Origin of the sequence: Mycobacterium tilburgii, assembly GCF_902168065.1 — a bacterium.
Classification (GTDB): domain Bacteria; phylum Actinomycetota; class Actinomycetes; order Mycobacteriales; family Mycobacteriaceae; genus Mycobacterium; species Mycobacterium tilburgii.
Window position 1 is genome coordinate 27,415 of record NZ_LR655700.1, and the last position, 23,251, is coordinate 50,665.

At 66.1% G+C, this 23,251-nt stretch carries 14 protein-coding genes and 15 pseudogenes; 17 read left to right on the forward strand and 12 right to left on the reverse strand.

The features are described 5' to 3' along the window. Positions 1–31 precede the first annotated feature (31 nt). On the forward strand, positions 32–907 hold the full coding sequence (locus FQ389_RS07010) for a polysaccharide deacetylase family protein (RefSeq protein WP_144206473.1): 876 nt from the start codon (positions 32–34) through the stop codon (positions 905–907). A gap of 372 nt (positions 908–1,279) precedes the next feature. Here the strand turns inward: FQ389_RS07010 and FQ389_RS19370 are convergent, their stop codons facing one another. From FQ389_RS19370 to glpX, 4 genes are all read right to left on the reverse strand, one after another. After that, a complete protein-coding gene (locus tag FQ389_RS19370) occupies positions 1,280–1,633 on the reverse strand; it encodes a hypothetical protein (protein ID WP_260860568.1) in 354 nt (117 codons plus the stop codon). A 149-nt stretch (positions 1,634–1,782) separates the two neighbouring features. Further along, positions 1,783–1,914 (reverse strand): hypothetical protein, encoded by a 132-nt coding sequence (locus FQ389_RS19375; RefSeq protein ID WP_260860569.1) that lies wholly within the window; start codon positions 1,912–1,914, stop codon positions 1,783–1,785. 314 nt (positions 1,915–2,228) lie between these two features. Beyond that, complete coding sequence (locus FQ389_RS07020; RefSeq protein ID WP_144206474.1) at positions 2,229–3,632, reverse strand: class II fumarate hydratase; 1,404 nt, start codon at positions 3,630–3,632, stop codon at positions 2,229–2,231. Positions 3,633–3,666: 34 nt separating this feature from the next. Then, entirely contained in the window at positions 3,667–4,752 is a 1,086-nt protein-coding gene (gene glpX, locus FQ389_RS07025) for a class II fructose-bisphosphatase (protein WP_144206475.1), read from the reverse strand. Between the two features lie 116 nt (positions 4,753–4,868). On the opposite strand from glpX, the gene FQ389_RS07030 reads away from it, so the two are divergent. Further along, positions 4,869–5,510 carry a DUF4245 domain-containing protein gene (locus tag FQ389_RS07030; RefSeq protein ID WP_260860577.1) on the forward strand — a complete coding sequence of 214 codons (642 nt, stop codon included), beginning with the start codon at positions 4,869–4,871 and terminating at the stop codon, positions 5,508–5,510. 41 nt (positions 5,511–5,551) lie between these two features. Further along, on the forward strand, positions 5,552–6,349 hold the full coding sequence (locus tag FQ389_RS07035) for a dienelactone hydrolase family protein (protein WP_144206477.1): 798 nt from the start codon (positions 5,552–5,554) through the stop codon (positions 6,347–6,349). Here FQ389_RS07035 and FQ389_RS07040 read toward each other — a convergent pair. After that, positions 6,326–6,670 (reverse strand): annotated as a pseudogene (locus tag FQ389_RS07040) (AI-2E family transporter); the annotation flags it as partial. The gene FQ389_RS07035 and the pseudogene FQ389_RS07040 sit on opposite strands and share 24 nt — an antisense overlap. 185 nt (positions 6,671–6,855) lie before the next feature. On the opposite strand from FQ389_RS07040, the gene sppA reads away from it, so the two are divergent. Then, positions 6,856–8,652 carry a signal peptide peptidase SppA gene (sppA, locus tag FQ389_RS07045; protein WP_144206478.1) on the forward strand — a complete coding sequence of 599 codons (1,797 nt, stop codon included), beginning with the start codon at positions 6,856–6,858 and terminating at the stop codon, positions 8,650–8,652. On the opposite strand, the pseudogene FQ389_RS07050 reads toward sppA, so the two are convergent. From FQ389_RS07050 to FQ389_RS22245, 3 genes and pseudogenes are all read right to left on the reverse strand, one after another. Continuing rightward, a pseudogene (locus FQ389_RS07050) lies at positions 8,649–9,174 on the reverse strand (class I SAM-dependent methyltransferase). The gene sppA and the pseudogene FQ389_RS07050 overlap by 4 nt on opposite strands. A gap of 33 nt (positions 9,175–9,207) precedes the next feature. Then, positions 9,208–10,063, reverse strand: a pseudogene (locus FQ389_RS22240) (SAM-dependent methyltransferase). A gap of 6 nt (positions 10,064–10,069) precedes the next feature. Beyond that, complete coding sequence (locus FQ389_RS22245) at positions 10,070–10,252, reverse strand: hypothetical protein (RefSeq protein WP_260860571.1); 183 nt, start codon at positions 10,250–10,252, stop codon at positions 10,070–10,072. Between FQ389_RS22245 and FQ389_RS22250 the strand changes: the two genes are divergently transcribed. Next, positions 10,251–10,382, forward strand: coding sequence for a hypothetical protein (locus tag FQ389_RS22250; RefSeq protein ID WP_260860572.1), 132 nt, complete (start codon positions 10,251–10,253; stop codon positions 10,380–10,382). The two genes, FQ389_RS22245 and FQ389_RS22250, sit on opposite strands and share 2 nt — an antisense overlap. A gap of 61 nt (positions 10,383–10,443) precedes the next feature. On the opposite strand, the pseudogene FQ389_RS22255 reads toward FQ389_RS22250, so the two are convergent. Next, positions 10,444–10,841, reverse strand: a pseudogene (locus FQ389_RS22255) (class I SAM-dependent methyltransferase). On the opposite strand from FQ389_RS22255, the pseudogene FQ389_RS22260 reads away from it, so the two are divergent. Continuing rightward, positions 10,772–11,468, forward strand: a pseudogene (locus FQ389_RS22260) (zinc-binding dehydrogenase); the annotation flags it as partial. The pseudogenes FQ389_RS22255 and FQ389_RS22260 overlap by 70 nt on opposite strands. Positions 11,469–11,753: 285 nt before the next feature. On the opposite strand, the pseudogene FQ389_RS17805 reads toward FQ389_RS22260, so the two are convergent. Beyond that, positions 11,754–12,459, reverse strand: a pseudogene (locus FQ389_RS17805) (SAM-dependent methyltransferase); the annotation flags it as partial. A 170-nt stretch (positions 12,460–12,629) separates the two neighbouring features. Between FQ389_RS17805 and secY the strand changes: the two are divergent. The 11 genes and pseudogenes from secY (at position 12,630) to FQ389_RS07125 (ending at position 20,813) form a co-directional block, all read left to right on the forward strand. Further along, positions 12,630–13,955, forward strand: a complete 1,326-nt coding sequence (secY, locus tag FQ389_RS07075; protein ID WP_144206479.1) for a preprotein translocase subunit SecY — start codon at positions 12,630–12,632, stop codon at positions 13,953–13,955. Continuing rightward, positions 13,952–14,497, forward strand: coding sequence for an adenylate kinase (locus FQ389_RS07080; protein WP_144206480.1), 546 nt, complete (start codon positions 13,952–13,954; stop codon positions 14,495–14,497). The genes secY and FQ389_RS07080 overlap by 4 nt, the downstream gene beginning before the upstream one ends. A 2-nt stretch (positions 14,498–14,499) precedes the next feature. Beyond that, entirely contained in the window at positions 14,500–15,300 is an 801-nt protein-coding gene (gene map / locus FQ389_RS07085) for a type I methionyl aminopeptidase (RefSeq protein WP_144206481.1), read from the forward strand. Positions 15,301–15,403: 103 nt separating this feature from the next. After that, positions 15,404–15,892, forward strand: a pseudogene (locus FQ389_RS07090) (sigma-70 family RNA polymerase sigma factor); the annotation flags it as partial. Next, a pseudogene (locus tag FQ389_RS07095) lies at positions 15,890–16,312 on the forward strand (hypothetical protein); the annotation flags it as partial. The pseudogenes FQ389_RS07090 and FQ389_RS07095, both read left to right, overlap by 3 nt. A gap of 73 nt (positions 16,313–16,385) precedes the next feature. Next, positions 16,386–17,946 (forward strand): annotated as a pseudogene (locus tag FQ389_RS07100) (thiamine pyrophosphate-binding protein). Between the two features lie 36 nt (positions 17,947–17,982). Further along, positions 17,983–18,645 (forward strand): annotated as a pseudogene (locus tag FQ389_RS07105) (SRPBCC family protein). Next, positions 18,621–19,644 (forward strand): annotated as a pseudogene (locus FQ389_RS07110) (3-oxoacyl-ACP synthase III family protein). Before FQ389_RS07105 ends, FQ389_RS07110 begins: the two co-directional pseudogenes overlap by 25 nt. An 8-nt stretch (positions 19,645–19,652) precedes the next feature. Continuing rightward, positions 19,653–20,296, forward strand: a pseudogene (locus FQ389_RS07115) (pyridoxal phosphate-dependent aminotransferase); the annotation flags it as partial. Further along, a pseudogene (locus FQ389_RS07120) lies at positions 20,296–20,505 on the forward strand (metallophosphoesterase); the annotation flags it as partial. The pseudogenes FQ389_RS07115 and FQ389_RS07120, both read left to right, overlap by 1 nt. Continuing rightward, the gene (locus tag FQ389_RS07125; RefSeq protein WP_260860573.1) at positions 20,502–20,813 is read left to right on the forward strand and encodes a hypothetical protein; all 312 of its coding nucleotides are present in this window, start codon (positions 20,502–20,504) and stop codon (positions 20,811–20,813) included. The pseudogene FQ389_RS07120 and the gene FQ389_RS07125, both read left to right, overlap by 4 nt. A gap of 40 nt (positions 20,814–20,853) precedes the next feature. Here the strand turns inward: FQ389_RS07125 and FQ389_RS07130 are convergent. Both FQ389_RS07130 and FQ389_RS07135 read right to left on the reverse strand, forming a co-directional pair. Further along, positions 20,854–21,941 (reverse strand): annotated as a pseudogene (locus tag FQ389_RS07130) (acyltransferase family protein). Between the two features lie 93 nt (positions 21,942–22,034). Further along, a pseudogene (locus FQ389_RS07135) lies at positions 22,035–23,126 on the reverse strand (acyltransferase family protein). Positions 23,127–23,251: the final 125 nt, after the last annotated feature.

Genomic DNA, 23,251 nt, shown 5'->3' on the forward strand with positions numbered 1-23,251 from the left:
GTTATAGTTTCGCGGTGGGTAGGCTTTTACCGTGTCGAAACGACCCGACAACCAAGCCTGGCGCTACTGGCGGACCTTATTCGGTGTGGTGGCGGCCGGTGCGGTGCTGGTCATCGGCGGCCTGACCGGACACGTCATCAGCGCCGACAACCTGAGTTGCTCGGTCGTCAAGCGTGTCGCGCTGACGTTTGACGACGGGCCGGGCCCCTTCGACGAGCGGCTGCTGCAGATCCTCAAAGACAACGATGCCAAGGCTACCTTCTTCCTGATCGGCAACAAGGTGGCCGCCAACCCGGCCGGCGCCAAACGCATCGCCGACGCCGGCATGGAGATCGGCAGCCACACATGGGAGCACCCCAACATGGCGACCATTCCCCCCGAGGACATCGCCGCACAGTTCACCAAGGCCAACGACGCGATCACCGCCGCCACCGGGCGGACCCCGACGCTGTACCGACCGGCCGGCGGCCTGTCCACCCCCGAGGTGCGGCAGACCGCCGCTCGCTACGGTCTCTCCGAAATCCTCTGGGACGTAATCCCTTTCGACTGGGCGAACGACTCGAACACCGCGGCCACCCGGTACATGCTAATGACCTACATCAAGCCCGGGTCGGTGGTGTTGTTCCACAACACCTACTCGAGCACCGTTGATCTGGTGTACCAGTTCATCCCGGTGCTTAAGGCCAACGGCTACCGGCTGGTGACCGTCAGCGAGCTGCTCGGCCCACGGGTCCCCGGCAGCAGCTATGGCAGCCGAGAAAACGGCCCGCCCGCCAACGACTTGCACGACATTCCGCCCGGCGACATCCCGACGCTGCCCAACACCCCCTCGCCCAAGCCGATGCCTAACTTCCCCATCACCGACATCCCGGGCCAGAACTCGGGCGGGCCGAGCAATGGCGCTTAGTGCGGGCGCCGCTACCTTGAGAAGGTGACCAAGGTGGACGGGCCGCAGCGCAAGTCGGCCCGCAGGCTGTTGATCGAGTACGCGATCGACCCACCGCCGCGCAGCGGGAAGCCACGGAATGCTGCTCGCCCAGCGCACCCTGCGGCTGATCATGGGTGCCGCGACGCGCGGCCAGGACCCCCGGCTGGCGGTGCCGGGGGTCTTCGCGCGGCCATCGAGCGCGCCGACGCCGCCGAGGCCGCGCACTGGGCCGAGTGCTATTCAACCGTGCTGCGCGGGCGTCGAAACCACGCATGTCTCGACGCCCGCGGATCTCGGTTAGCCGCGAATCAGCCCGCTATTTCGACACCTTCAGCGATCCTACCACCTGATTTAGCACACCGCCGAGGCGGCGTCGCCGATAGGCGTGGCGCCCAGGAAGAGGGTAACCGGCTTGGTGTCGACCGCGATGATGACCACCGAGTCGCCCTTCACATTTCGTCGGGCCGGGTCGGCGATGGTGACGTCGGCGTCCACCCGGGCGGCCTTGACGCCGTCCACGGTCATCGACTTCTTGAGCGGGCCCAGCGTCGGCGAGGCGTTGGAGTAACCGGGACCCACCGCCACGCAATTCATCAACTTAGCCGCCTGCGCGGCGACGTCCATGCTCGGGACGAAATTCGTGACGGCGACCTCGGCCTGCATCACCCACTGGTTGGCGTCGGGTACCTCCTGCGCAAGCCCCACCGCGCCAATGAGATTCGGAGTCTGGTCGTCCGAGAACGGCGTCCACCCCGGCGCCGCGTTGGCTGGGAACGACGGCTTGCCCGCCGCCGGGCACGTTGGGCGTGCAATCGGTGGCGGTCTGCCCGGACCCGTTCGGTCCGACGTCGGCGCTAGCGTCGAGGACGACGGGCCGGTCGGATTCGCGCTGGGGACGAGGGCCCGCTGTTGAGGGTGATCACCAGAATCACCACCAGCGCGATGACGCCCAGCACCGCGATGCCGGCGACGATCAACCACGGCATGTTCGAGCGCGCCCGCTCGGCGGCGGCCTTGGCGGGCAGGACCCCGGCGGCCAGCCGGGTGGAAACTGTTGTCCCGGGTAGCCGGGCACGGCCGGATCCATCCCACCGGCGGGGTTAGTGAACGGACCGGTCGGCGGATACGGGTACCCACCGCTCGGCGACCCCGGGTAGGAGCCGCCCGGCGGGTACGGGGGCGGACCTCCGCTCTGCGGCGGAGGTCCCCAATAGGGGTTCTGTCCATACGGATTCGCTCCGTACGGATCCTGACCGTACGGCCCGCCTGGGAGGAATCGTCATCGCCGAACCACACCCGCCTAGTTGGCCGGTTTGACCTTGGCCATGGCCAGCACGTCGAGCCGGCGATCCAGCTCCTCGATCGACAGTTTGTCACCGATGAGACCGCGACCGATGACGGTCTGGCGAATCGTCTTCTTTTCCTTGAGCGCCTGATTGGCCACGGCGGCGGCCTCCTCGTAGCCGATCGCCGAGTTCAGCGGGGTCACGATCGACGGTGACGACTCGGCGATCTCACGCAGGTGCTCGACGTTGGCCGACAGGCCTGTGATGCAGCGCTCGGCGAACAGCCTGGACACATTGGTCAGCAGCTTGAACGACTCCAGGATGTTGCGGGCCATCATCGGGATGTAGACGTTGAGTTCGAAAGCACCGCTGGCCCCGCCCCACGCCACCGCGGCGTCGTTGCCGATGACCTGCGCGGCGACCTGCGTAACAGCTTCCGGCAGAACGGGATTGACCTTGCCCGGCATGATCGAGCTGCCCGGCTGCAGGTCCGGCAGCGCGATCTCGGCCAGACCGGTCAGCGGGCCGGAACCCATCCAGCGGATGTCGTTGGCGATCTTGGTCAGCGACACCGCGATGGTGCGCAGCGCGCCGGATGCCTCCACCAGTCCATCGCGTGCCGCCTGCGCCTCGAAAGAGTTTGTCGCCGTGCGTAGTTCAGCCAGGCCGGTCGACACGACCAGCGCCTCGACCACCTTGGCACCGAAGCCGTCCGGGGCATTGAGCCCAGTGCCCACCGCGGTCCCGCCGATCGCCAGCTCGCCCAGCCGCGGCAGCGTGGCGCGCACCCGCTCGATGCCGGCCTCGATCTGGCGGGCATACCCACTGAACTCCTGGCCGAGAGTGACCGGAACGGCATCCATCAGGTGGGTGCGACCGGACTTGACCACGGTGCGCCACTCGGCGGTCTTGGCGGCCAGCGCGTCGTGCAGCACCTCGAGCGTCGGAATGAGGTGGCGGACGGCGGCTTCGGTGGCCGCGATGTGGGTGGCGGTGGGGAAGGTGTCGTTGGACGACTGCGACATGTTGACGTCGTCGTTCGGGTGCACCGTGACGCCGCTGTGGGCCGCGATGGAGGCGATCACCTCGTTGGTGTTCATGTTGGAACTGGTGCCCGACCCGGTCTGGAACACGTCGATCGGGAATTGGTCATCGTGCTGACCGTCGGTGATCTCGGCGGCCGCGGCGATGATGGCCTCGGCTTTCTCCGGCGCCAGCAGCCCGAGGTCCTTGTTCACTTGCGCGCAGGCGCCTTTCAGCAATCCCAGCGCGCGGATCTGGGTGCGCTCCAGGACCCGGCCCGAGATCGGGAAGTTCTCCACGGCGCGCTGAGTTTGCGCTCGCCACAACGCTTTTGCGGGTACTCGGACTTTGCCCATGGTGTCGTGTTCGATGCGGTATTCGGCGCTGTCGGCCATGAATCATTCCTCTTCGTCGGGGCTGCTGTCGCGGTTACGGCAGGGGATAGGCGGCACTGCTGTCGCCGGTGAAGTCGATCGCGGAATATTCGTTGAGTTTCGACAGCCTGTGATAGGCGTCGATCATACGGACGGTGCCCGACTTGGAACGCATCACGATCGACTGCGTGGTGCAGCCGCCGGGGTAGTACTGCACGCCCTTGAGCAGGTCCCCGTTGGTGACCCCGGTCGCGCAGAAGAAAACGTTGTCCCCGGACACCAGGTCCTCGGTGGTGAGGATCTGGTCCAGGTCGTAGCCCGCATCGAGCGCCTTGCGGCGCTCGGCCTCGTCTTTGGGCGCCAGCTGGGCCTGAATTGCCCCGCCCATGCAGCGGATCGCCGCCGCGGCGATGATGCCCTCCGGGGTGCCGCCGATACCGGCGAGCATGTCGGTGCCCGAGTCGGGGCGGCAGGCGGAGATCGCGCCGGCGACATCGCCGTCGGTGATCAGCCGGATGCGGGCCCCGGTGGCGCGGGTCTCTTCGATCAGCTGCGCGTGCCGCGGCCGGTCCAGGATGCATACGGTCATGTCCCGCACGGAGAGGCCCTTGACCTTGGCGACCGCGCGGATGTTGTCGGCGATGGGCGCGGTGATGTCCAGCACGTGCGCGGCCTCCGGCCCCACGGCGATCTTGTTCATGTAGAACACCGCCGACGGGTCGAACATGGCACCACGGTCGGCGACCGCCAGCACCGAGATGGCGTTGGGCATGCCCTTGCTCATCAAAGTGGTGCCGTCGACGGGGTCGACGGCGAAGTCGCAGTCCGGACCGTCGCCGTTGCCGACCGCCTCCCCGTTGTAGAGCATGGGTGCCTCATCTTTTTCGCCCTCGCCGATGACGACGACCCCACGCATGGACACGGAGTTGACCAGTTCACGTATCGCGTCGACCGCCGCGCCGTCGCCGCCTTCCTTATCGCCCCGGCCGACCCAACGGCCGGCCGCCATGGCGCCCGCCTCGGTGACCCGTACCAGCTCCAGGGCTAGGTTGCGGTCCGGGGCCTCGCGGCGCGCACGTCCCTGCGCGTCCGGGCCCGCGGTCGCGCCCGACGACGAGCCAGATCCGCCCAATGCTGTCATGGTTGCTGATTCTCCCAGAAGCAGATCGGTCGGCTGGAGCTGGGCTGTGGCTGGTTGCGGCGGGCTGGGATACTCGTGGGGTGCCCGACGAACAGCCCTGCAGTATCCCAGCCGACCTGGCCGGGGAGCCCGCGCCCGCCGCCCGGCCGGCGAAAGCGCGGCTGTTGCAGGAAGGTCGCGACATGTTCTGGTCACTGACCCCGCTGGTCATCGGGTGCATCCTGCTGGCGGGCATGGTCGGGATGTGCTCATTCCAGCCCACCGGGGCGAACAAGGGGGCGATTCCGTCGTACGACGCGGCGGCGGCCCTGCGGGCGGACGCCCAAACGCTCGGATTCCCGATCCGAGTGCCCGCGCTGCCCGCGGGCTGGCAGCCCAACTCGGGCGGCCGCGGCGGCATCGAGGAGGGCCGCACCTCGGGCGGGCAGCGCGGCCACGCGGCCACCTCGACGGTGGGATACATCAGCCCCACCGGCGTGTACCTGAGCCTGACCCAGAGCAACGCCGGCGAGGACAAGCTCGTCGGATCGATTCATCCGTCGGCGTACCCCACCGGAACCGTCGACGTGGCGGGGACGATCTGGGTCACCTATCGCGGAACCGGCGACCGTGGCGCCGACGCCGAACCGGTTTGGACGACCCGGCTGACAAGTCCCGGCGGCGCCACCCAGCTCGCGATCACCGGCGCCGGAACCGTCGACCAGTTTCGTACGCTGGCGGCGGCCACCCAGTCGCAGCCACCCCTGGCGAGCCACTAGTTCAGCACTTCAGCGCGCCGTAGGGCCGATAGGAGCGAATCGTGACAGCACCCGAAGCGGACCTCACCGGCTGGACCGCGGTACCGTTCACCGGCGGCGGCTACACCCACGACGTTTACCGCAAGGGAACCGACCCCGGCGTGGTGCTGATTCCCGAGATACCGGGCATCCATCCCGGCGTCCTGGGTCTGGGTAACCACCTGGTGGACAACGGCTTCACCGTCGCCATGCCGTCACTGTTCGGGGTGCCCGGTAAGGAGGTGACGGTCGATTATACGGCGGCGACGATCGCGCGGGCTTGTGTGGCAAGGGAGTTCGCCGCATTCGCGACGAACAAGGCGCGGCTGGTGTCGTTGTTCCTGCGGGCGTTGGCCCGGGACCTCAACGCGTTAACACCAGGCAAGGGTGTAGGCGTGATCGGCCAGTGTTTCACCGGCGGCTTCGCGCTGGCCGCCGTGGTCGACGACAGCGTGCTGGCTCCGGTGCTCAGCCATCCGTCGGTTCCGTTGCCGCTGGGCCGGACTCGGCGCAGCGACACCGGATTGAGTGACGCGGAGATGACGACGATCGTCGATCGGACCACCAACGAGGGGCTGTGCGCCATGGGTCTGCGCTTCAGCGAGGACTGGATGTCCCCGCGGGAGCGTTTCACCGCGCTCAACGAGCGGCTCGGCGACGCGTTCGAGGTGATCGAGATCGATTCGCGCCCCGGCAACGAACATGGTTTCGCCAAGATTGCGCACTCGGTGCTCACCGACGAGGTTCGCGAGGTCGACGGTCATCCCGCATATGAGGCCCGCAAGCGGGTCGTCGAATTCCTCACTGCGCGGCTGACTTAACGTCACAGTCGGTGCCGGACCGGGCTTCGACTTCCGACGTGGCAACCAGCTGCGGCGGGTGGGTGCCTCGGCGTCGGGGCTGACCAGCTCGAACCCCTGGTAGACCGCGAGGTAGATGTCGATGGTTGTCACGATCAGGATCATCAGCACCGGCCCGATGACGATGCCCCACGGCCCGAACATGGCGATGCCGGCGAACACCGACAGCAGCATCAGCGCGGAATTCAGCCGGGCGTCGCGCGGCACCAGGATCGGGCGCAGGAAGTTGTCGATGTTGGTCACCACCAGCAGATGCCACGCGACGACGAACACGCTCGCGGCGCGAGCAGTGGTGCCTGGCCGATGGTCTGCTCGAGGGTCCAGATGCCCTCGAAGCCCCAGTTCCTAGGCCCTCTCCACGAAGGAGCGCAAGCCCGCCCGGTCGAATTTCGTGGTAGTCGAACTGGGGATGGCGATCGAAAATCTCACCAGCTCACCCTACGGTCGTTCATCGGTACGCTGCAGACATGGTCGCCTTTCCGCCTTCTCTGCCCGGAGTTGACGACGTGCAGGCCCTGGCCGGGCGCGTCGACACTGTCCGCCACCACGGCGTGCCGAACGGCTGTGTGCTCGAACTCAACCTGCGCTCGGTACCGCCCGAGACGTCGGGATTCGATCCACTAGCACTGGTCACCGGGGCGCAGCGGCCCATCGCGCTGCGCGAGGCCGTCGCCGCCATCCACCGCGCCGCCGAGGACTCACGGGTCGCCGGGCTGATCGCCCGCGTGCAACTCTCCACCGCCCCGCCCGCGGCGGTCCAGGAACTGCGGGAGGCGATCGCGGCCTTCGGTGCCGCCAAGCCGTCGCTGGCGTGGGCCGAGACCTATCCGGGCACGCTGTCCTACTACCTGGCCTCGGCGTTCGGCGAGGTGTGGATGCAGCCGTCGGGCAGTGTCGGGCTGATCGGTTTCGCCAGCAACACCAACTTTCTGCGCGCCGCGCTGGACAAGGCGGGTATTGACGCCGAGTTTGTCGCCAAGGGTGAATACAAGTCCGCGGCAAACGTTTTCACCGAGCACGGATTCACCGAGGCCCACCGCGAAGCGGTGACCCGGATGCTGGATAGCCTGCAAGATCAGGTGTGGCGCGCGATCGCCGAATCCCGCAGTCTTGACGTTGCCGCGTTGGATGCACTGGCCAACCGGGCCCCGCTGTTGCGCGATGACGCCGTGGCCTCGGGCCTGGTCGATAGGATCGGCTTCCGTGACCAGGCCCACGTCAGGATCGCGGAACTGGTTGGCGTGAAAGGCGTTTCGTCGGCTGATAGCGCGGATGACCCGGAAAAGCTTGCGCCGCGGCTGAACCTGGCCCGGTACGCCTCCGCGGCGAAGTCGCGGCTGGTGCCGCCGGCCCTTGCGCTGCCCGGCCGCCGGTCCAAGCCGACCCTGGCGGTCATCACGCTGCGAGGGCCGATCGTCAACGGGCGCGGCGGGCCACAGCTGTTGCCGTTCGGCCACTCGGCCGTCGGCGGCGACACGATTGCCGCCGCGCTGCGGGAGGCGGCGGCCGACGACTCGGTGTCCGCGATCGTGCTGCGGATCGACAGCCCCGGCGGATCGGTCACGGCGTCGGAATCCATCTGGCGCGAGGTGACGCGGGTCCGCGAACACGGCAAGCCGGTGGTCGCGTCGATGGGTTCGGTGGCGGCGTCCGGAGGCTATTACGCGGCGATGGCCGCCGACGCGATCGTGGCCAATCCGGCCACCATCACCGGCTCAATCGGGGTGATCACCGGCAAGCTGGTGTTCCGGGATCTCAAGGAGCGGCTGGGCATTGTGTCAGATGCCGTGCGCACCAACGCGAATGCCGACACGTGGTCGATCGATGTGCCGTTCACCGCGCAGCAGCGGGCCGACCGGGAAGCCGAAGCGGACCTGATCTACGCCGATTTTGTCGAACGCGTCGCGCTGGACCGAAAGCTCAGCACCGAGGCCGTCGACGCCGTCGCCCGCGGACGGGTGTGGACCGGGGCCGACGCGCTCGAGCGCGGCCTGGTCGACGAACTCGGCGGGCTGCGGACGGCGGTGCGCCGCGCCAAGATCCTGGCCGGCCTGGACGAGGACGCCGACGTACGCATCGTCAGCTATCCCGGATCGTCGTTGCTGAACCTGGTGCGGCCGCGGGCGTCCTCGCAGCCGGCGGCCGCATCCCTGCCGGACGCGCTGGGCGTGCTGCTGGGCCGCACGGTGGCCGCGATCGTGCAAAATCTCGAGCAGGCGGTCAGTGGCGCCAGCGTGCTGTGGCTCGGGGAGTCGCGCTCCTAGCCCAGCCGGCCGCTGATGAAGATGATCTCGCCGAGCGGGTCGTCGTTCTCCGGCGGCGGAATGCCGATGCCGTGCTGCTCGAACAGCTCCGTGCGGGTGATGCCCTCGACGGTCCAGCCCTTGGCGTCAGGTAATCCACCACATGGCTGCGCGCACCAGCGTACACCAGCGACGCCATGTCGATGTCCACCCCGTGATCCCGGAACGAGCTGGACATCTCCCGTACCTTGTCCACGTCGAAATCGATGATGCCGGGCACGAATTCGGTGGCACCGCCATTACGTTGACCACCGCCTGCATGCGGACCGGTGTGACGTTCTCGATCGCTGAGAAATCGACCTCACCGTCCATCATCTTGCTGAAGAAATCCAGCCCCACCGCACGAACCAACGGCGCGGCAAGCGGATCGTTGATCAGGCCGCGCGGGTCGTTGGTCGCCATGGCGCGGCAGGACGCGACCATGGTTGCGGTCGCGCCCACGCTGGACGCGAGATCCCAATTGTCGTCGTGTGCGCGTGCCACGAGACGACCTTAACCAAGTGCCATTTCGGGGCGCTATCTCAGGGTGGCGGAGGCGTAGCTCATGTCGCCGAAGGCCGCGGCCAGTTCGTCGTCGGGGAACCCGAACCCGTTGCGCGCGTACAGCTCTGTCGCGGAGTGCGCGGTGACCTCCTAGTTGTGGGTGTTCCGGTAGTCGACGACGTTGCGCTCGCCCCGGTAGAACAGGTCTGACGCGTTGAGGTTGAACCCATAGCTTGCCACCGCTCGCTGATGCGCTGCATCCGCTCGTCGGACAACGTGTTGGGGTCCGGCACGTGTTTGGTGGCCAGCCGACTACCGGGCGCCGACAGCGCAGTGATGTTGTCGAACAACCGGTCCTGCGCCTCGGGCGGCAGATACGGCAGCAGCCCTTTGGCGATCCAGGCTGCGGGTCGGGTGACGTCGAAAACCGGCCTCCCGCAACGCCGCCGGCCAGTCGTCGCACAGGTCGATGCCGATCGCGCAACGTTCGGCGGTGGGAGCGACGCTGAGGCCGACCAGGGTGTCGGTCTTGAACGTGATGACCTGCGGCTGATCGACCTCGTAGACCTCCGTGCCCGCGGGCCAGGCCAACCGGTAGGCCCTGGTGTCCAGGCCGGAGGCCAGGATCACCGCTTGCCGGATACAGGCACTCGTAGCATCGGCGAAAAACATCGAAGAACCTGGTGCGCGGCGTGATCTGTTCGCTGCGCGTCTTGCGGTTGAGCAGCGCATCGTCCTCGAGATCGATGGCGCCATCGATGATTCGGATGAACGGTTCCAACCCCACGTCCCAAACCAGCGGAGCCGCCAGGGGATCGTTCAAGAACGGGTCCGGTCCTCCCGGAAGGCCACAGCTGTCGCCTTCGCATCGTCCGGCCTGAACGCTCATTTCGCCTTAATTCTCCAAAGTACCGCTGGTGTAAAGCATCTCGCCCATGCGCATGTCGTCGTCCTCGAGCGGGGCAAACCCGTCTTCCGCGAACAACTCCTGGACGCTGCTGCTGTGCAGTGACCCGCCGCGCTCGGTCAGGTAGGTAACCACCTCGTTGCGGTCACCGAGGTACACCAGCCCCGCCATGGTCGAGGTCGAAGCCGTGGGCGCGCCAGCATTCGGCGATCGCCTGCACACGTTCGCGCAGCTTGTCCTCTTCTCCCGGCTCGGGGTTGGCGCGCTCTCGGTGGCCACCTGGCTGTCGGGCGCGCGGTGATGGTGTCCAAACAACCGGTCCTGGGTCTACGGCGCAGGTAGCCGAGCAGGCCCTCGACGCTTCATGCCGCCGGCCGGGACGGGTCGAAGCCGGCCGTCCGCAACGCGGTGGGCCAGTCGTCGCGCAGGTCGATGGTCACCACCCTGCGGTCGGCGCGGCGCCCAGATCGCTCAGTGCCCGGGTCTTGAACTCGATGACCTGTGGCTGGGTCGCCCCTCGTAGACGACCGTGCCGTCGGAGCCAGGGCAGCCGGTAGGCGCGGGAATCCAGGCCGGACGCCAGAATCACGACCTGACGGATGCCGGCCCGGGTCGCGTCGAGGAAGAACTCGTCGAGGAACTTGGTGCGTACGGCCATTTTGTCGGGTTGTTCGTGGTGCCCGACTCGATCCCGACGAGATGGCCGTCTTCGCCGATCCGTTCTCGGTGTCACTGCACGCCACCACCTGGCACCCACCATCACCCGGCGGCCGGGTCCTGGTCTACGGGGTCGGCTCGCTGGGATTGCGTGCGCTCGCGATCCTGCGCGCGCTGTACCCCGGTGTGGCCGTGGTGGCGCGGTTCGACGCTCAGGCCGAGCTGGCTCGCCGGTTCGGCGCCGCCGAAGTCCTTGCGCACGAACCACGCCTGGCCGTGATCGAGGAGCTGAGTGCCTGGGGCGGCGGCCGGTGCATCAACCGTTGTAGGGCCTGCCGATGGCCCACCCGGGGCGGTCGACGTCGTGTACGACACCATCGGCAAGCCCGAGACGTTCGAGTTCGGGGTGCGGCTGTTGCGTGCGGGGAACGCTGGTGAAGGCCGACGTGCACGCGCCCGGACGTTGGGAGTCCAGCCCGCTCTACTTCAAGGAGATCAGCTGGGTCGGATCCAACGCTTTCGGCGTCGAAGAGGTCGACGCGCTACGCAAGCACGCCATCGCCCATTACCTGGATCTCGCCGTCGACGGCCGAATTGACTTGCGTACCATGCTGACATACCTTCAAGCTGGATGGGTGGCGGTGAGGCCTTCCTCGCGATCGCCAGCCAGGCGGACAGCGGCGCCATCAAGGTCACGATCGACCAGCGTCAGGCCGTTCGGGTGGCCTGATAGTAGGCGAGTGGGCCGACGATTGGTTGCCGTGTAGTGGCGAGTTCGGTGCAGTCGAACCCTGTCGAGCGTAGCAATCGAAGGATTCCGTCACCCAGATTGCTGGCCACGTGGTGGTTGTGCCGGATGAGCCGTGCCAGCAAGCCGCCGGTGTCGGGTTCGCCGCCGATGACGACCAGGTGCAGACGGCCACCCGGACGCAGGACCCGAAATATCTCGGACGCCGCTCGCCGGCTTCGCGTCGTCGCTGATGTGATGCAGCATCATCGACGACAGCACCCGGTCGAATTCCCCGTACATCTCCGGCGTCGTGCGTACCGTGGTTTGCCAGCCCCGCTCGTTGAGGTAGGCCACCACGTCATTGCGTTCGCCGGCGTAGACGAGTTCCGACCAGTTCAGGTCCAGCCCCATGCGGCGCCAGCGTTCACTGAGCTCGCGGCCCCGCTTGCGCACCCGGTCGCGAATGTCGGGGACGTATCCTGTGCCGATCCGGCTGCCGGAGGCGGACAACGCGGTGATGTTGTCGAACAGCCGATCCTGCGCCTCGGGCGGCAGGTACATGAGCAGCCCCTCGGCACTCCACGACGTCGGTTGGCTCACGTCTAATCCGCTGCTGCGCAGTGCCACCGGCCCAGTCGTCGCGCAGGTCGACGCTGACGGTGCGCCGTTCGGCGGCCGGCGCGGCGCCCAGGCTCGCCATGGTGGCGGTCTTGAACGCGATGACCTGCGGTTGGTCTACCTCGTACACCACGCTGCCGGTCGGCGAGTACAGCCGGTAGGCGCGCGCGTCGAGGCCGGCCGCCACGATCACGGCCTGGCGGATCCCGTCGCGGGCGGTGTTGACGAAGAAGTCGTCGATAAAGTCGAAAAAGCGGGTGCGGACCGCGATCGAGTCCGACTCGAGCTGTAGGTCTCCGTCGCCGCCCTCGAGCGTGTCCGCGGTGAGCTCGCCGTCGACCACGCGGCGGAAGAAATCGAGCCCGTTGGCTTTCTGAATTTTTACGACCCTTTAGGGGGTCCTCCCGGGCTGCCCATTTAAGGATCTGGTCCCACCAGCTGTTAGTCTCGTACATGATTTGACGCGTGACGCCGTACGTCTTGGCCTGCGGGTGTTGAGCGCGTGTACTGCAGGATGACACCCGGCCGCGCAGGAGGATTAGAGTGCTTTCGGCTTTCATCTCGTCGCTGCGAACAGTCGACTTGAGACGGAAGATCCTTTTCACGCTCGGCATCGTCGTGCTGTATCGCGTGGGCGCCGCACTTCCGTCGCCCGGGGTGAACTTTCCAAACGTCCAGCAGTGCATCAAAGAAGCCAGCGGCGGCGAAGCCGGGCAGATCTATTCGCTGATCAACCTGTTTTCCGGCGGCGCGCTGCTCAAGCTCACGGTGTTCGCGGTGGGCGTGATGCCCTACATTACCGCCAGCATCATCGTGCAGTTGCTCACCGTGGTCATCCCTCGATTCGAGGAGTTGCGCAAGGAAGGCCAATCCGGCCAAGCCAAGATGACGCAGTACACGCGGTACCTGGCGATCGCGCTGGCCATCTTGCAGGCCACCAGCATCGTCGCGCTGGCGGCCAACGGCGGCCTGCTGCAGGGCTGCTCGCTGGACATCATCGCCGATCAGAGCATCTTCACCCTGGTCCTCATCGTGCTGGTGATGACCAGCGGGGCGGCGCTGGTGATGTGGATGGGTGAGCTGATCACCGAGCGCGGCATCGGCAACGGCATGTCTCTGCTGATCTTCGTGGGTATCGCCGCGCGCATCCCGGCGGAAGGCAAGACCATCCTGGACAGCCGCGGCGGCATGATCTTCGCCGCCATCTGTGCGGCCGCGCTGATCATCATCGTCGGCGTGGTGTTCGTCGAGCAGGGCCAGCGCCGGATCCCGGTGCAGTACGCCAAGCGCATGGTGGGCCGGCGCATGTACGGCGGCACCTCCACCTATCTGCCGCTCAAGGTCAACCAGGCCGGCGTCATCCCGGTCATCTTCGCCTCGTCCCTGATCTATATTCCGCACCTGATCACGCAGTTGATCCGCAGTGGCAGCGGTGGTGTGGGCAACAGCTGGTGGGACAAGTTCGTCGGCACCTACCTGTCCGACCCGAGTGACCCGGTCTACATCGGCATCTACTTCGGCCTGATCATCTTCTTCACGTATTTCTACGTATCGATTACCTTCAATCCCGATGAGCGCGCTGACGAAATGAAGAAGTTCGGGGGTTTCATCCCGGGCATCCGGCCCGGTAAGACCACCGCCGACTACCTGCGTTATGTGCTGAGCAGGATTACGCTGCCGGGCTCGATCTACCTTGGGGCGATCGCGGTGCTGCCAAACCTGTTCATGCAAATCGGCAATGCCGGGGCGGTACAGAACCTGCCATTCGGCGGCACGGCAGTCCTGATCATGATCGGTGTCGGGTTGGATACGGTCAAACAGATCGAGAGTCAGCTCATGCAGCGCAACTACGAAGGGTTCCTTAAGTGAGAGTCGTTTTGCTGGGGCCGCCGGGGGCCGGCAAGGGCACGCAGTCCGAAAAGCTCAGCGAGAAGCTCGGGATCCCGCAGATCTCCACGGGGGACCTGTTTCGCAAGAACATCTGGCAGGGCACCAAACTGGGCCTGGAGGCCAAGCGGTACCTGGACGCCGGCAACCTGGTGCCGTCCGAGCTGACCAATCAGCTCGTCGACGACCGGCTGGACGAGCCGGACGTCGCAAACGGTTTCATCCTGGACGGGTATCCGCGCTCGATCGAGCAGGCCAAGGCGCTACATGACATGCTGGGCCGCCGCGGCACCGACATCGACGCGGTGCTGGAGTTCCGGGTCTCCGAAGACGAGCTGCTGCAACGGCTCAAGGGCCGCGGCCGCGCCGACGACACTGACGAAGTGATCCTCAACCGGATGAAGGTCTACCGCGACGAGACCGCCCCGCTGCTCGAGTACTACCGCGACGAGCTGAAGACCGTCGACTCCATCGGTGCGGTGGACGAGGTATTCGCCCGCGCGCTGCGGGCGCTGGGCAAGTAGCGATGAACCCGCTGGCGCGGTTGCGGAGCCGCAAGGTGGTGCCGCAGCGCAGCGCCGGCGAACTCGCCGCGATGGCCGCGGCGGGCGCCGTGGTCGCCGCGGCCCTGCAGGCGGTGCAGGCCGCCGCCGTGACCGGCAGCTCCACCCTGGGACTGGACCAAATCGCCGAGTCGGTCATCCGGGAGGCCGGCGCGACGCCGTCGTTCCTGGGCTATCACGGCTACCCGGCGTCTATCTGCGCGTCCGTGAACGACCGGGTGGTGCACGGCATACCCTCCGCGGCCGAAATCCTGGGCCCCGGTGACCTGGTGTCCATCGACTGCGGTGCGATCCTGGACGGCTGGCACGGTGATGCGGCCATCACCTTCGGCGTCGGCGCCCTTGACCCGGTCGATGAGGCGCTGTCCGCGGCGACCCGGGAGTCGCTGCAGGCCGGGATCGCGGCGATGATCCCCGGCAACCGGTTGACCGATGTCTCGCACGCCATCGAGACGGGTACCCGGGTGGCCGAGGCTCGGCACGGTCGCAGTTTCGGGATCGTCGAAGGCTACGGCGGGCACGGCATCGGCCGGCAGATGCACATGGACCCGTTCCTGCCCAACGAGGGATCACCGGGCCGCGGACCGCTGCTGGCCGTCGGATCGGTGCTTGCCATCGAGCCGATGCTGACCCTGGGAACAGGCAAAACGAAGGTGCTCGACGACGACTGGACCGTCACCACCACCGACGGATCCCGCGCTGCGCACTGGGAGCACACCGTTGCGGTCACCGAGGACGGCCCCCGCATCCTCACGATGCGTTAGGCTTCGAACTAAAAACGCCTACTCAACTCGTGTCCTATGGGCAGGAGGTGATCGAGTGGCTCGGGGTGTGAGCACTTCGCGAGCGTCGGAGGAGGCTGTATTGATGAAGGCGCTCTACGACGCGCACGCAGCCGTCTTGTGGCGCTACGCGCTGCGGTTGACCGGCGATCGAAGTCATGCCGAGGACGTCGTCCAGGAAACGTTGCTGCGGGCATGGCAGCACCCGGAAGTCGTTGGCGACACCGAGCGGTCGGTACGTGCCTGGTTGTTCACCGTGGCCCGGAACATGATCACCGACGACCGGCGCAGCGCGCGCTATCGTAATGTCGTCGGCTCGCTTGACGAAGAGGTAGCCCCGGAACAAGCGACGCCCGACGAGGTCAACGCGGCGCTGGACCGTCTGCTGATCGCGGAAGCGATGACGCAATTGTCCGCGGAACACCGGGCCGTCATCGAGCGGTCCTAGCTACCGCGGATGGACCACCGCGCAGATTGCTGCAGACCTCGAAATAGCCGAGGGAACTGTGAAGTCCCAACTTAACACTACGTCGTGCGGGCTTTGCGGCTCACTCTGCAGGAACTAGGAGTCACCTGGGCGGCCTCGTCCGGCCGCGGCCGCCGTGCTGGCGGCCGGTGTGTTCTTGGGCGTTCAGGGCGTCTAGCCACATTCCTCGTCCCCGACGGCCACCCAGCCCGTGGCCGCATCATCGGAGATGGTGCAGGTGGGGGACCACCATGCTGGCGTCGACGGTGCAGTTGTCCAGCCAGCACTGGGGGACCGCGATCAATTTGAAGTGCGTCTGCCTGGCTTCGCCGTACGCGCACCACGACACACTGACGATGGTTGTTGGTGGGTCGCGACGGCAGCAAGACGCGGTTGGCGACCTGGGTGGCCGAGCCCGGCCATACCGCGACGCCCGCCGCGAGCATTTCGACGCCGATCGAGCAGATCGCTGCCGTGCAGGTGGTGGCCGCCGACAGAGGTCAGGTTCTGCTGGAACGCTCGCTGTAAGCCCGGCAGGTGAACCACCCGGTCACCTGACTCGTGTCAAAGGTATCGTCTCAATCGAACTCTAGGTGAGCAGATACCTTGGAAGTACCGGGCTGTCGACCACATCGTCGAGTGTCTCGCGTCGATCGGCGCAGACCACATCTTGGGAGTGGACGGCGCCAATATCGAAGATCTTTACGACTCTGCACATTCTCACAACGGTGTGACTGCGGTACTGGCAAGCACGAATTCTCGGCCGCCACCATGGCCGACGGGTACAGCCGCAGCGGGGCCGGTCTGGGTGTGGTTGCCGCGACGTTGGGCGGCGGTGCACTGAATCTTGTAGCGGCCCTTGGGGAGTCGCTGACCAGCCGAGTCCCGGTGCTGGCGCTGGTCGGCCAGACACCGACCACGCTGGACGGTCGCGGCAGCTTTCGAGACACCAGCGGTCACAACGGCTCGTTGGATGCCGAGGCGGTGTTCGCGGCGGTATCGGTGTATCCCGAGCGAGTGCTGCGGCCGGCTGATATCGGCGCGGCGTTGTCCCGGCCGTCGCGGCGGCGCACAGTGGAGTACCGGCAGTGTTGTTGTCGTTAACCAAGGATATTCAGCAGGAACCCGTCATCATGGAGGCCATGCCGGCGGTGCCGGCCACCGACCGCGACCGATCGGAAACCCGCATCCGGTCGTGCCTGTGCTGCGCGAGGCCGACGGTCCGATCACGATCATCGCGGGCGAACAGGTGGCCCGCGACGACGCCCGTAGAGAGCTCGAGCAGCTGCGCGCGGTGCTGCTTGCCCGGGTCGCAACCGTGCCCGACGCCAAAGATGATTCGGGCACACTGGGATTCGTCCGTTTGTCCGCGTTCGGGGTGACCGGTGTCATGGGCCATCCGGGTGTCGCTGAGGCGGTCGCCGCCAGCGCCGTATGCCTGGTGATCGGCACCCGGCTGCCGGTCACCGCCCAGGCCGGTCTGGACGAGGCGCTGGCGGCCGTGCACACCGTCTCCATCGGTTCGGCCCGCCCGTACATTCCCTGCCCGCATGTGCACACCGAGGACTTACGTGCCACGTTGCGGATGCTGACCCAGCCGCTGTCCGGGAGCGGACGGCTAACGGGCGTAATGGTTCCCCGATGTCGTACGACGCTCCGAGCTGACACCACCGTCATATGTCGGCACCGGCGTGCGCTACCGACGCGATGGCGGTGCTCGACACGATGGACTGCCCGACGGCGCCGACATCGTGTCGACGCGTGCAACACCGGTGCGTCCGCCGTGCACTGCTTGTCACCGCGGCGCGACGGTAGGTTTACCGTCGCGTTGGGAATGGGTGGCATGGGCTACAGCTTCGGTGCCGGCATCGGGATGACCTTCGGTCGGGCCAACACCAGCCGATCGGACGGGCGCACCGTCGTGATCGCCCGCGACGGCGCATTTTTCATGCACGGCATGGAGGTGCACACCGCAGTGCAGTACCGGCTGCCGGGTGACGTTCGTGCTGTTCAACAACAACGCCGCGCCGGGCTCGCCACCGCCGTGCGCACGGCCCTCGAGATCGACGGACCGGCGGTGATCAGTGTCGAGTGTGCCGCCGACGAGCTCCCCACCGTTCGCGCCCTTTCTCACCAAGAAGACAGAATCCAGTGCCACGTAACAGCTTTCGACCATTAAGGAGAGATGCCACAATGTCCTGCCAGCGCTTGAAGATATACCCGGCGTCATCGACGGGGTCACCCGAATCGAAACCTCACCGCGGAAGAAGACCACACCGCTGGTCATGGACATGATGCGTTTGGTGTACCCGCACGATCAGGTTTTCGGGGAGTACTGCACCGTCAACTATTACATCGACTGCCCCCGGATGAGCTTTACGAGTATCTGTCCGACACCCGCAGCCTCGAGGAGTGGACCTACAGCCTGAGAGGGTTCACCCCGACCGACGAGCCGGGTTTGTGGCTGGCGTACGACCGACTCGACTCGGAGACCGGATCTACACCCGCACCGTCGCCAATCCGGTGGCCCGCACCGTCGACTATCACTGCGCATGGGATCAGGGCAAGCACCCGTGGATGATCTATCTGATGCGTGTCATTGACGCGCAGGTGGTGCTGAACAAGCCGGGTTCGGTTGTGCTGTGGACGAATTGTCACCACCCGTTCTACGACGAGAACCCGTACCCGGAAACCGCGCCGCCGCAGCGGTCGGAGACTTCTGGGACATGTTTTGAGCCGGACATCTGTTGGAGATGAAGAACCTCAAGGCAATCGCCGAGTACCTCCACCGCAATGGCCTCTCGGTCACCCCCGACTGGATGAAAATGAGCACACCATGGGCACATCAAGCGTCGGCCTGATCGACGTCTCCACCTATCTGCCCGGGCCGCCGATTCCCCGCGGACTACTATGCCCAATTCGCCGAAACCGACGACCTCCGGGACAACGTCGTGTTCCGGGCGACGAAGTTCCGCCATCACGTCGGACCGGAGGAAAGCTCCATCGACATGATCGAGCAGGCGGTGCAAGGCCTGATCGAACGGCACGGGCACGACGTCGTCGAGGGCGCCGATGTGCTGATCACCCACACCCAGGTGCCGGACATGGCGTTTTACGGGCAGGGTGGTGGCATCGCGCACCGGCTCGCGGCTTATGGCCGTCGTGGGTGCCCAATCTCAACAACGGCGGTTGCGCCGCGTTTGTGTTGGCGCTCAACGTCGCTCGGAAGCTACTGGCATCGGGGGAGAGACACACCGCGCTGATCGCGATCGCGAAGAACGCGGCCGGCCAATTCTTCGATCAGCCGACGATTCGCGGCAAGGCGCAGTCGGCGGTGCCCGGCGACGGCGCCGCGGTCGGGCTGGTCACGGTGAGTGATCAATCGCCGATCCTCGACGTCGAGTGCCGCACCTACGGCGAACACGCCGGAGAGATGACGCTGTCCTTCGACCCGCTCCGGAAGTGGTGGCAGACCGGCCCTGGTGAGGGAAGCATCGGCTTCACCGAAAGCAAGATCACCAAGGTGCTGGCCCGGGGCAACCGGCAAGTTCCCGAGATGGCGTACGCGGTTTGTGACCGGATCGGTTTGCCCGCCAAGGACATCGACCTGTTGGTCACCAACCAGCCGAACCGGGCGTTCCTGCGGCACTGGCGTGATGCACTCGAGGTGCCCGCCGAGCGTCACCGCGACATGTTCGACGAATGCGAGAACCTGTTCGGCGCCGGCATCCCAATCAACCTCGACCGCGCGATCTCTGGCGGCCAACTCAACGCCGGTGACGTGGTGCTGATGGCCCGGGTGCGCCCATGCCGGTGATTTCGCCGGCGTCGCGGCGGTGGGGTGGGACGGCCGCGGGTGATGCGGCCCATGCTGAGTGCGGTTGCCACCGAGGCGGACGGCGTGTTTCCCCATGCGACCGATCCACTTGCGCTGTCGCTGAACGAGAATCCTTTCCCGCCGCTGCCCGCGGTGCGATCGGTGCTGGTACGCGTCGACGACGCGGTTAACCGTTATCCGGAGTTCCTGCCGGAACGGCTGCGCGGCGTGATCGCGAGCCGCATCGGGGTGCCCGCCGGCCAGGTGGTGCTCGGCGCGAGTGCCACGGGAGTGGTGCTGCAAGTTCTGCAGGCGCTGACCGCTCCGGGTGACACGATGGTCATGGTCGACACCGACCTTCGACGGTTATCCCATCATCGAGCGGATGGCCGGCTGAAGGCGGTGGCCGTGCTGATCGACAAGGGGGCCACAACGACTTCAACCGGCTCGCCGATGCGGCCGCGACCGCTTGTGTGGTGGTGTGCCGACCGCACAACCCCACCGGGACCCTGGAACCGGTGTCGCACCTCTTGCGGTTTCTGCGGCGGGTGCCGCGTGATACCGTGGTGCTGCTCGACGAGGCCTACATCGAGTTCGCCGCGCCCGATCATTGGATCGATATTGCGACGCTGATACCGCGTTTCCCGAACGTGGTGGTCCGGACGTTCTCCAAGGCGTACGGGTTGGCCGGGCTGTGCACCAACTGTTTTCCAAAACGGAAGGCAACGTGTCGTTCCACAGCGTAACCACGACCGCCTAACCGCTGCCGCGTCCCGGCGACGGCCTGGCGCCCAAACCCCTCACGTTGCCGGCCGGCAAGTTGCGCGACGTGCTGGGCATCCGCGAGGTCAGCTACACCAGGGGTGACACCGTGTTGGCTCTCAAAGAGCTGCGGCTGCAATGAAAATCAGAGTCGGATATGCCGTGTCGCTGCTGGGCAGCTCCGCCAGCCATGCCTACCTCTACGTCCACGGGTACCACCATATTCCGGTGATCGGTATAGCCTTCCTGCTTCAGGCCAGTGTCTCGTTCGCGCTGGCGCTGCTAATCCTGCTGGGCGGTCCTTGGTGGTTGCGCTTGGCGGCGGGGGCCACGGCCGGCGGATCGCTGATCGCCTTCGTGCTGTCGCGGACGGCAGCTTGTTCGGCTTCGCTGAGAGTGGTTGGGATCCTGCACCGTACGCGGCGATCAGCGTGGGCGCCGAAGCTCTGAGACGGTATTGCTCTGGGGTTGTACGGCGTCTGCGCCGGCATCAGGCGGGGCTCGCGGCGAGCTCGGAGCCGCCCCAGCGCTGCTCGAGCCGAACCTTCAGCGACTGCGCGGGCCTTTCGATCAGGAACCAGCTCAGCGCGGCCAGCGGCAACCTCGCCGCCGTCGCAATGATCGCGAACACGAGCGGATTCAGATGTCCGAGACCGCTGATGATCAGCAGTTGCTGGATCGGTAACGCGTAAATGTATGTGCCATAATACAAATCGGTAGGCAGCCTCAGGTACTCGTTGTTAATGAGGGCACCGGAGACGATGAGGGCGTACGCCAACGGCAGCGCGCCGATCAGGCGGTAGTCTGGCAGCAGGCTCGACGCGGCGACGATCACGACGCTCGCCGCGACGAACGACCATCGCGCGGGAATCGCGTCCTTCCACTGATCCATGACGGCACCCGTGGCGAACATGATGGTGAAACGCGCGATGCACTGCGCGTTGCTCCACGTCCCGGGAAACGTTATGGGCGGTAGAGATGCAGCGAGACACACCGCCAGTGCCAACATCACCACCGACGTCCACCGGCGCCGACCCAACCCCACCAGACCGAGCACGACAACAGCGGCATAGCACAGCACCTCGTAGATCAGCGATAGATCAGCGTCCACAGTGAGCCGTTCCAGACACCCGGGTAGGGGATCCCGGCCGGTGTTCCACCGACATCGAACTTCAGCAGCGCCACGGCACTGTTGCCCAGGACGTATTCGAAGGTCGCGCTGGACAGCAGTAGCTTCGCGCCCGATCCGCCCTGCATCGTCACGTCGATCGGCGCGATGACAAAAGCGGTTTACCACCAGGCAGACGTAGAGGCCGGGCAGGATGCGCAGCGCGCGCGACTACGACTACATAGTCAGGCACCAGCGGGTTGTTGAGCCAACTCGCGGTGATGAGGAAACCCGAGATCGCTGAAGAAGCCGTCGACACCCAGCCCGAACAGCAATTGCCGCACCGGACCCGATGGCGGCAGGACGCCGGTGAGGGCGAACGAGTGCCACAGGATCACCTCGGCAGCCATCGCCAGCCGCAACGCATTCAGCGCGTTGCTACGCGGATCGAATACCTGCCTGAGCTTCATGCGCCGTCACCCCGCCGTCCGCATTCCCCGCGTAATGCCGTTTTAGTTAATCGCATTCATGGACTTTTTGCGCGCGCGTCTTATAATCGGTGATCAGGCCCGCAGTGCTGCTTCAGTTCCTGCCGGTGTAGCGAGTTCGGCGCCGACAGGCTTCCGCTCGACCTTCCGTTTGAGCCGGAATCTCAGTGGTCGCACGGGCTTTTCGCTCAGGAACCAGCTCAGCGCGGCCAGCGGCAGGGTGGCGAAGGTCGAGAGGACGAAGAACAACATGGGGTTCAGCGCGGCCAGCCTGCAGATGACCAGCAACTGCTGGACCGGGAATGCGTAAATATTAGGTGCCGTAAGACAAATCGGTGCGCAACCGCAATCGTTCGTGCTGGAGCAGCAAGCTCGAAACGATGATGGCGTAGGCCAGCGGCAGGGCGCCGACCAACCGATAGTCGGACAGCAGGCTCGACGCCGCAACGGCGAGCACGCTCAGCGCCACCAGCGACCACCGGGCGGGAATGACGTCGCGCCACAGATACATCGCCGCGCCGGCCGAAAAAATGATCGCGAAGCGAATCGCGAGCTGCGTGTTGGTCCACGGCCCGGGGTAGCTCAGCGGCGGCAGCAGAATCGCCGCGATGATGCCGAGGGCCAGGACCCCGACCGGAAGCCAGCGGCGATTCGCCAGTTCGGCCAGGCCCAGCCCGGCAGCCGCCAGGTAGCACAGCACTTCCCACACCAGGGTCCATCCGGTCCATTCCACACCCCGTGCTCCAGAACCCCGCGGGGTGTTCCATCGATATCCAGTGCCAGCGCCGACAGCAGCGTGCTGTTCTTCACCACGTATTCGAATGGTGCGCTGGACAACAGCAGCCTCGACGCAGCGCCACCCTGTATCGCCACGCCGAGCGGGGCGAGGACGAACGCGGTCACCACCAGACACACCCACAGCCCGGGCAGGATCCGCGACGCCCGAACGACAAGATAGTCACGCAGGTTGGGATTGCCGAGCCAACTCGAGGTGATCAGAAACCCGGATAGCGCGAAGAACCCGTCGACCCCGGTCGAAAAGAGAAACTAAAACGGGTTTGGCCGACACGCCGTGTGATCCGTGATGGGAAACGAATGCCACAGGATCACTTCGGCCGCCAATAACAGCCGCCACGCGTTTAGCGTGGTTCCGGGGCTACACAGCAAAGACCGCGTCCGGCGTCAACACTGACCCGGGCGTTGATCCGCGACGCAAGAACTGCTGGGACGTGCGGGGCAGACCCTGGCTCTGCGCCATCAGCCGACGCTTCAGCACCCCCACGAATTTCGAT